The sequence below is a fragment of the Streptomyces sp. NRRL WC-3549 genome, assembly GCF_000721935.1.
In the GTDB taxonomy this organism is placed as follows: domain Bacteria; phylum Actinomycetota; class Actinomycetes; order Streptomycetales; family Streptomycetaceae; genus Streptomyces.
In genome coordinates, this window is record NZ_KL585429.1 from 19,952 (window position 1) to 27,221 (window position 7,270).

At 72.3% G+C, this 7,270-nt stretch carries 7 protein-coding genes; all 7 read right to left on the bottom strand.

What is annotated here, in order from left to right; all coding sequences use genetic code 11:
* Window positions 1-60 precede the first annotated feature (60 nt).
* Window positions 61-597 carry an arginine repressor gene (locus IH13_RS0129665; protein ID WP_031089144.1) on the bottom strand — a complete coding sequence of 179 codons (537 nt, stop codon included), beginning with the start codon at window positions 595-597 and terminating at the stop codon, window positions 61-63.
* Window positions 598-607: 10 nt separating this feature from the next.
* Window positions 608-1,804 carry an acetylornithine transaminase gene (locus IH13_RS0129670; protein ID WP_031089145.1) on the bottom strand — a complete coding sequence of 399 codons (1,197 nt, stop codon included), beginning with the start codon at window positions 1,802-1,804 and terminating at the stop codon, window positions 608-610.
* Window positions 1,801-2,724 carry an acetylglutamate kinase gene (gene argB / locus IH13_RS0129675; protein WP_031089147.1) on the bottom strand — a complete coding sequence of 308 codons (924 nt, stop codon included), beginning with the start codon at window positions 2,722-2,724 and terminating at the stop codon, window positions 1,801-1,803. The genes IH13_RS0129670 and argB overlap by 4 nt, the downstream gene beginning before the upstream one ends.
* Window positions 2,721-3,875 carry a bifunctional glutamate N-acetyltransferase/amino-acid acetyltransferase ArgJ gene (argJ, locus tag IH13_RS0129680; RefSeq protein WP_031089149.1) on the bottom strand — a complete coding sequence of 385 codons (1,155 nt, stop codon included), beginning with the start codon at window positions 3,873-3,875 and terminating at the stop codon, window positions 2,721-2,723. Before argJ ends, argB begins: the two co-directional genes overlap by 4 nt.
* A gap of 109 nt (window positions 3,876-3,984) precedes the next feature.
* Window positions 3,985-5,013: an N-acetyl-gamma-glutamyl-phosphate reductase gene (gene argC, locus IH13_RS0129690; protein WP_031089150.1), complete on the bottom strand. Its 1,029-nt coding sequence runs from the start codon at window positions 5,011-5,013 to the stop codon at window positions 3,985-3,987.
* Between the two features lie 356 nt (window positions 5,014-5,369).
* The gene (locus IH13_RS45135; protein ID WP_031089151.1) at window positions 5,370-6,683 is read right to left on the bottom strand and encodes a caspase family protein; all 1,314 of its coding nucleotides are present in this window, start codon (window positions 6,681-6,683) and stop codon (window positions 5,370-5,372) included.
* Window positions 6,683-7,066, bottom strand: coding sequence for an effector-associated constant component EACC1 (locus IH13_RS39890; protein WP_082317760.1), 384 nt, complete (start codon window positions 7,064-7,066; stop codon window positions 6,683-6,685). The genes IH13_RS45135 and IH13_RS39890 overlap by 1 nt, the downstream gene beginning before the upstream one ends.
* Window positions 7,067-7,270 lie beyond the last annotated feature (204 nt).

A 7,270-nucleotide genomic window follows, 5' to 3' on the forward strand; every position in this document is an offset into this window, starting at 1 on the left:
CGCACATCGCGGTCGGTACCGTCTCCGGCCCGACGGCGGTCACGCGGTACTGACGTCTCGTCAGCGGTCGTTCTGGGCGAGGCGCAGCAGGTGGTCGGCGAGCGCCTGGCCGCCGCTGGGGTCACGGCTGATCAGCATCAGCGTGTCGTCCCCGGCGATCGTGCCGAGGATCTCCCGCAGCTCGGCCTGGTCGATGGCCGAGGCCAGGAACTGGGCGGCCCCCGGCGGGGTACGCAGCACCACCAGGTTGGCCGACGCCTCCGCGGAGATGAGCAGCTCGGAGGAGAGCCGGCGCATCCGCTCCTCCTTCGCGGACTCGCCGAGCGGCGCCTGCGGGGTGCGGAAGCCGCCCTCGCTCGGTACCGCGTAGATCAGCTCGCCACCGGTGTTGCGGATCTTCACCGCGCCGAGCTCGTCGAGGTCGCGGGAGAGCGTCGCCTGGGTGACGCTCAGCCCGTCGTCGGCCAGCAGCCGGGCCAGCTGGCTCTGCGAGCGCACCGGCTGGCGGTTCAGGATGTCCACGATCCTGCGGTGGCGTGCCGTGCGGGTCTGCGGCACCGACGGCCCCCCGTGCTCGGTGTCCTGCGCCTCGGTCATCGTCGTCGCCTCATTCTCCGGATCGTCCGTCCCCGTATGCCGCGTCGAGGGCTCCCGGCAGGATCCGCAGGAACGCGTCCACCTCGGCGTCACCGATGATCAGCGGCGGCATGAGCCGTACGACGTCGGGGGCGGGCGCGTTCACCAGGAGACCGGCCCCCTGGGCCGCCTGCTGCACCTGGGGTGCGAGGGGTCCGGTGAGCACGATACCCAGCAGAAGTCCGGAGCCGCGCACATGGGAGACCAGCGGGTGTCCCAGTGCCTCGACGCCGTTCCTGATCTTCTCACCGAGACGCTTGACCCCGTCGAGGAGGCCGTCGGCGGCCAGCGTGTCCAGGACGGCCAGGCCGGCGGCGCAGGCGACCGGGTTGCCGCCGAACGTCGTACCGTGCTGGCCCGGCTTCAGCAGGTCGGCCGCGGGGCCGAACGCCACGGTCGCCCCGATGGGCAGCCCGCCGCCGAGTCCCTTGGCGAGGGTGACGAGGTCGGGTTCGACGCCCTGGTGCGCCTGGTGCTCGAACCAGTGGCCGCACCGGCCGATGCCGGTCTGCACCTCGTCCAGGACGAGCAGGGTGCCGGTGGCCCGGGTGATCTCCCTGGCCGCCTCCAGGTATCCGGGGGGCGGGACGACGACGCCGTTCTCGCCCTGCACGGGCTCGACGACCAGCAGCGCGGTGTCGGTGGTGACCGCGGCCCGGAGCGCCTCGACGTCGCCGTACGGGACGTGCGTGACGTCACCGGGGAGCGGCTGGAACGCGTCGCGCTTGCCGGGCTGGCCGGTGAGCGCGAGGGCGCCCATGGTCCGGCCGTGGAAACCCCCCTCGGTGGCGACCGTGTGGGTGCGGCCGGTGAGCCGGCCGATCTTGAAGGCGGCCTCGTTGGCCTCGGCGCCCGAGTTGCAGAAGAAGACCTTGCCCGGGCGGCCGAAGAGTTCCAGGAGCCGCTCGGCGAGGGCGACGGGCGGTTCGGCGACGAAGAGGTTGGAGACGTGGCCGAGGGAGGCGACCTGGGTGGTGACGGCCTCGACGACCGCCGGGTGACCGTGGCCCAGGGCGTTGACCGCGATGCCCGCGACGAAGTCGAGGTACTCGGTGCCGTCGGCGTCCCACACCTTCGCGCCCGCGCCGCGGACCAGGGGCAGCTGCGGGGTGCCGTAGTTGTCCATCAGCGCGCCCTGCCACCGCTGCGTGTACGCCGCGTTGCTCATGACTCCCCCTGCGTTTCCCGCGGTTCCTGTGGTTGGTCGGGCACGACCATGGTGCCGATGCCCTCGTCGGTGAAGATCTCCAGCAGGATCGAGTGCTGGACGCGTCCGTCGATGACGCGGGCGGTCTGGACACCGTTGCGTACGGCGTGCAGGCACCCCTCCATCTTCGGGACCATGCCGCTGGAGAGGTCGGGCAGCAGCTTCTCCAGCTCGGTGGCGGTGAGGCGGCTGATCACGTCGTCGCTGTTCGGCCAGTCCTCGTAGAGGCCCTCGACGTCGGTGAGCACCATCAGGGTCTCGGCGTCCAGCGCGGCGGCGAGTGCGGCTGCCGCGGTGTCGGCGTTGACGTTGTAGACGTGGTTGTCCTCGGCGGAACGGGCGATGGAGGAGACGACCGGGATCCGGCCGTCGTCCAGCAGCGCCTGGATGGCCCCGGTGTCGATGGCGGTGATCTCGCCGACCCGGCCGATGTCGACGGGCTCGCCGTCGATCAGGGGCCGGTGCTGGACGGCGGTGATCGTGTGGGCGTCCTCGCCGGTCATCCCGACGGCGAGCGGCCCGTGCTCGTTGAGCAGGCCGACGAGTTCACGCTGGACGTGCCCGGCGAGCACCATGCGGACGACGTCCATCGCCTCGGGCGTGGTGACGCGCAGTCCGGCCTTGAACTCGCTGACGAGGCCCTGCTTGTCGAGCTGGGCGCTGATCTGCGGGCCACCGCCGTGCACGACGACCGGCTTGAGACCGGCGTGCCGCAGGAAGACGACGTCCTGGGCGAAGGCGGCCTTCAGCTCGTCGTCGATCATGGCGTTGCCGCCGAACTTGATGACGACGGTCCTGCCGTTGTGCCTGGTCAGCCAGGGCAGTGCCTCGATGAGGGTCTGTGCCTTGGGCAGCGCGGTGTGCTTCCTCGCGGCGCTCACGAGCTGTACGCGCTGTTCTCGTGGACGTACTCGGCGGTCAGGTCGTTGGCCCAGATGACGGCACTGTCACTGCCGGCGGCGAGGTCCGCGGTGATCCGGACCTCCCGGTAGCGCATGTCGACCAGCTCGCGGTCCTCGCCGACGCTGCCGTCCTTGCAGACCCAGACGTCGTTGATGGCGACGTTCAGCCGGTCCGGCTCGAAGGCGGCCTTCGTGGTGCCGATGGCGGAGAGGACGCGGCCCCAGTTCGGGTCCTCCCCGTGGATGGCGCACTTGAGGAGGTTGTTCCGGGCGATGCTCCGGCCGACCTCGACGGCGTCGTCCTCGCTCGCCGCGTTGATCACCTCGATGCGGATGTCCTTGGAGGCGCCCTCGGCGTCACCGATCAGCTGCCGGGCGAGGTCGGCGCAGACGCTCTGCACGGCCTGCTCCAGCTCGGCCTGCGCGGGGGTGATCCCGGATGCCCCGGAGGCGAGGAGCAGCACCGTGTCGTTGGTGGACATGCAGCCGTCGGAGTCGACCCGGTCGAAGGTGGTGCGGGTGGCGGCGCGCAGCGCGCCGTCCAGCGCGGGGGCGTCGGCGTCGGCGTCGGTGGTGAGGACGACGAGCATGGTGGCGAGGCCGGGGGCGAGCATGCCCGCGCCCTTCGCCATGCCGCCGACGGTCCAGCCGTCGCCGCCCGCGACGGCCGTCTTGTGCACGGTGTCGGTGGTCTTGATGGCGAGGGCGGCCTTCTCACCGCCGTGTTCGCTGAGCGCTGCCGCCGCCTGCTCGATGCCCGGCAGCAGCTTGTCCATCGGGAGCCGCAGACCGATGAGCCCGGTCGAGGCGACCGCGATCTCGCCGGCGCTGTGACCGGGGAGCACCTCGGCCGCCTTCTCGGCGGTGGCGTGGGTGTCCTGGAAACCGAGGGGGCCCGTACAGGCGTTGGCACCACCGGAGTTGAGGACGACGGCGCTCACCTCGCCGCCCTTGAGCACCTGCTCCGACCAGAGGACGGGGGCGGCCTTGACGCGGTTGGAGGTGAAGACGCCCGCCGCGGCCCTTCGGGGCCCGTGGTTGACCACGAGGGCCAGGTCGGGGTTCCCGTTCTCCTTGATCCCGGCGGCGATGCCCGCCGCCGTGAATCCCTTGGCTGCCGTGACGCTCACTGCATCTCCTCGTTCGCTTCCGCGTCGGTGCCGCACCCGTGTGCGGCGTCGTTCCGTGAGCGCGGCCCGGTGGCCGCGCGTGCGTCCGTCTCTGCTGTGCCCGCCTCGTTCACGGCGCGACGCCCACCGTGGTCAGGCCGGTGTCCTCCGGGAACCCGAGGGCGATGTTCATGCTCTGCACGGCACCGGAGGCGGTGCCCTTGGCGAGGTTGTCGATGGCGCTGATCACGATGATCCGGCCGGCCGCCGCGTCGAGGGCGACCTGGACCTGGACGGCGTTGGAGCCGTACACCGCCGCGGTGGCGGGCCACCGGCCCTCGGGCAGCAGGTCGACGAACGGCTCGTCGGCGAACGCCTTCTCGTAGACGGCCCGCAGCGCCTGCGCGTCCACCCCCGGCTTCGCCTTGGCGCTGCACGTGGCGAGGATGCCCCTCGGCATCGGCGCGAGGGTCGGCGTGAACGACACGGTGACCCTCTCACCGGCCGCGGCGCTGAGGTTCTGGACCATCTCGGGGGTGTGCCGGTGGCCCCCGCCGACCCCGTACGGGGACATGCTGCCCATGACCTCGGAGCCGAGGAGGTGCGGCTTGGCCGCCTTGCCGGCGCCGGAGGTGCCGGACGCGGCGACCACCACGGCCTCGGGCTCCGCGAGCCGGGCCGCGTACGCCGGGAAGAGGGCGAGGGAGACGGCGGTCGGGTAGCACCCGGGCACCGCGATCCGCTTGCTGCCCTCCAGGGCACCGCGGGCCCCGGGCAGTTCGGGCAGGCCGTACGGCCACGCCCCGGCGTGCGGGGAGCCGTAGAATTCCTCCCAGTCGGCGGGGTCCTCCAGCCGGAAGTCCGCCCCCATGTCCACCACGAGCACCTCGTCGCCGAGCTGTTCGGCGACGGCGGCCGACTGCCCGTGCGGCAGGGCCAGGAACACGACGTCATGCCCTGCCAGCACCTCGGCGGTGGTCGGTTCCAGCACCCGGTCGGCCAGGGGCCTCAGATGGGGCTGGAGCGCTCCGAGGGTCTGGCCCGCGTTGGAGTGGCCGGTGAGCGCGCCGATCTCGGCCTGGGGATGGGCCAGGAGCAGGCGCAGCAGCTCACCGCCGGCGTATCCACTCGCCCCTGCCACTGCCGCACGTACCACCATCGGAACCCTCCTCGTCGATGGCATGACTATACGCAGTGGCGCAGTTTTATGCAAAGATCCGCCCGGGGTTCCCCTCCCGGTCGCCGCGGTGGAGCGTGGGGGCCGGCGCGTCGAGTGCGCCGGCCGGCACACCGTGACCCCGTAACGCCGCGTTGCGGCAGGAGCCAAGAAGCGCCCCGGCCACTGGTCGAGTGAGGCCGCCCCGGGGTGAGTGGGCGAGGCGCCGGCGTACCGGTGCTGTCGTCCCGTCGCTGCGGGGGCTCACATGGCGGGCGAAGCTCCGGCGTTGTCCCCGTGGACCGGGACGGTGATCGAGATCCTCGACAACCCGGGCCTGCCGTGCCCGGTGGGCGAGGTCAGTCGACCGGCAGCAGCACCGCCTTCCTGGGGACCTTGACGTCGCGCCAGGTGAGGCGGACCGCCCCCTTGTCGATCTCGAAATCCAACTCCACCCACGGCCAGCAATTCGCGTTCCTCTCCTTCAACGTCTCCTTGATGACACCTCTGGTTCCCTCGATGCTGATGAGCTTGAGATCGCCTTCGCATTCGAGATCGGGCCAATCGATGGTCCCGATGGTCTCCCCGGGCTTCCCGGGGCGGAAGACGACGATGGCCAGGTCCTTCTGCTTCTCGCCGGCAGTACCCCGGTAGACCCCGTCCAGCGCGAAGGGTTGCGCGCGTGTGCCGTGGGTCCAGGGGCCCGACCGGACGAGGAAGCCTGCCGCGAGGACGAGCACGACGGCGGCGGCCGCGTAACCCAGGCGCTTGGCAGTGGCGCGCCGCGTCGGGCGGGACGGATCGCCGGGAGACGCGGCGCCGCGGGTGGACGCGCTGCCGCCGCGCGCGGAACGGAGCCCGTCGGGGTCCGTGCCCGGTACGGGGTCGGGACCGGGGTCGACGTCGTAGTCGGGGTCCGCCCCGTCGGGTGGCTCGCTCTTCCGCGGTGCGGGGAGCGGGCGGCGGGCGAGGAGCACGTCGCCCTCCCCCGCGAACCTCAGCTGCGGGGCGATGACGGCGTCCGCGGTCATCCAGTGGTGCACCTGCCGATAGACGTCGACGACGGTCAGGTGCCCGTCGGCCTTGCCGGGCTGGGCGGTGCGCAGGGCGCGCACGAGCTGGCCGGTGAACGGGCTGGGGCGGCCGGGGCGGTCGGCGGCCCTGGCGAGCTGGGTGGACCTGCTGCTGGTGAGGACGTAACGCCCCCGCCCCGCGACCGGCACCGAAGCGGTGGCCCCCTTGAACGCACCGCTGTAGCAGCAGTCCAGGATGACGACCGTGCTGGACGCCGGCGAACCGTCGATGATGTTGTTGATCTCGATGGCGCTCAGAGCGGTGGCCCGCAGGCCGGTGGTACGGGTGTCCTGGGCGCACAGGTAGAGGGTGCCGCGTTCGTCGAGCTGGCCGTGGCCGCTGTAGTACAGCAGCAACACGTCCCCGCGTTCGGCGGTGCCGAAGAGCGCGTCGATCTTTTCCCGGAGGTCCTGGATCCCGTGGTCGGCCAGCGTTTCGACGTCGGCGGAGGCGAACAGCCCCGACTCCGGGTCCGTCAGCGCCTTCCTCAGCTGCGTGATGTCGTCCAGGGGGCCGTCGAGGGCGGGGAGGGCGTGCGGGTCGCGGGGGAAGACGGCGTTGCCGATCAGCAGACCCCGGTAGCGCCGGCTCTCCGCCATCAGCTCTCCCCCGGCCGGCCCCCGAGGGACTCGGTGAGCGCCTGGAAGGACGCCTGGTCGATGTTGTCGCCGGTGACGTGGAGCCGCCGCTCGGCTCCTGTGTCATCGGTCCAGGTCACCGTCAGCGTCCGGGTCTTGTCCCGGGCCAGCCAGGCCCTGAAACACGCCACCGCGGCGGTCAGCGCGCCGGACGATCCCACCGCGAGCAGTGTCGCCTCGACAGCGCCCTTCTCGCCCGGCTCCGGCGCACCGCGCCGAACGACCGCCCCCACCTCTTCGCGCAGCGCCGCGTGCAGGGCCGCGACCTGGTCGTGCCACGGCTGTCCCTCCGGGTCGAACCGGCGGCTGCCCGGGAGTACCGTCACTTCTGGTCCTGCGGTCATGACCTCCCCCTCGTCTGCGCCCACGGTGGGCAGCACTCTGCTCAAGCAACTGTCGCCCACGGGAACGGGGCACGGGGCGAAACAGCCACACCTGGCGGGTTCACAGCGCCGACGCATCGGGACGGGCGGGACGGCCGGGAGGGGCGGGACGGCCGGGGCGGCCGGGGCGGCCGGGGCGGCCAGGGCGGCCAGGGCGGCCAGGGC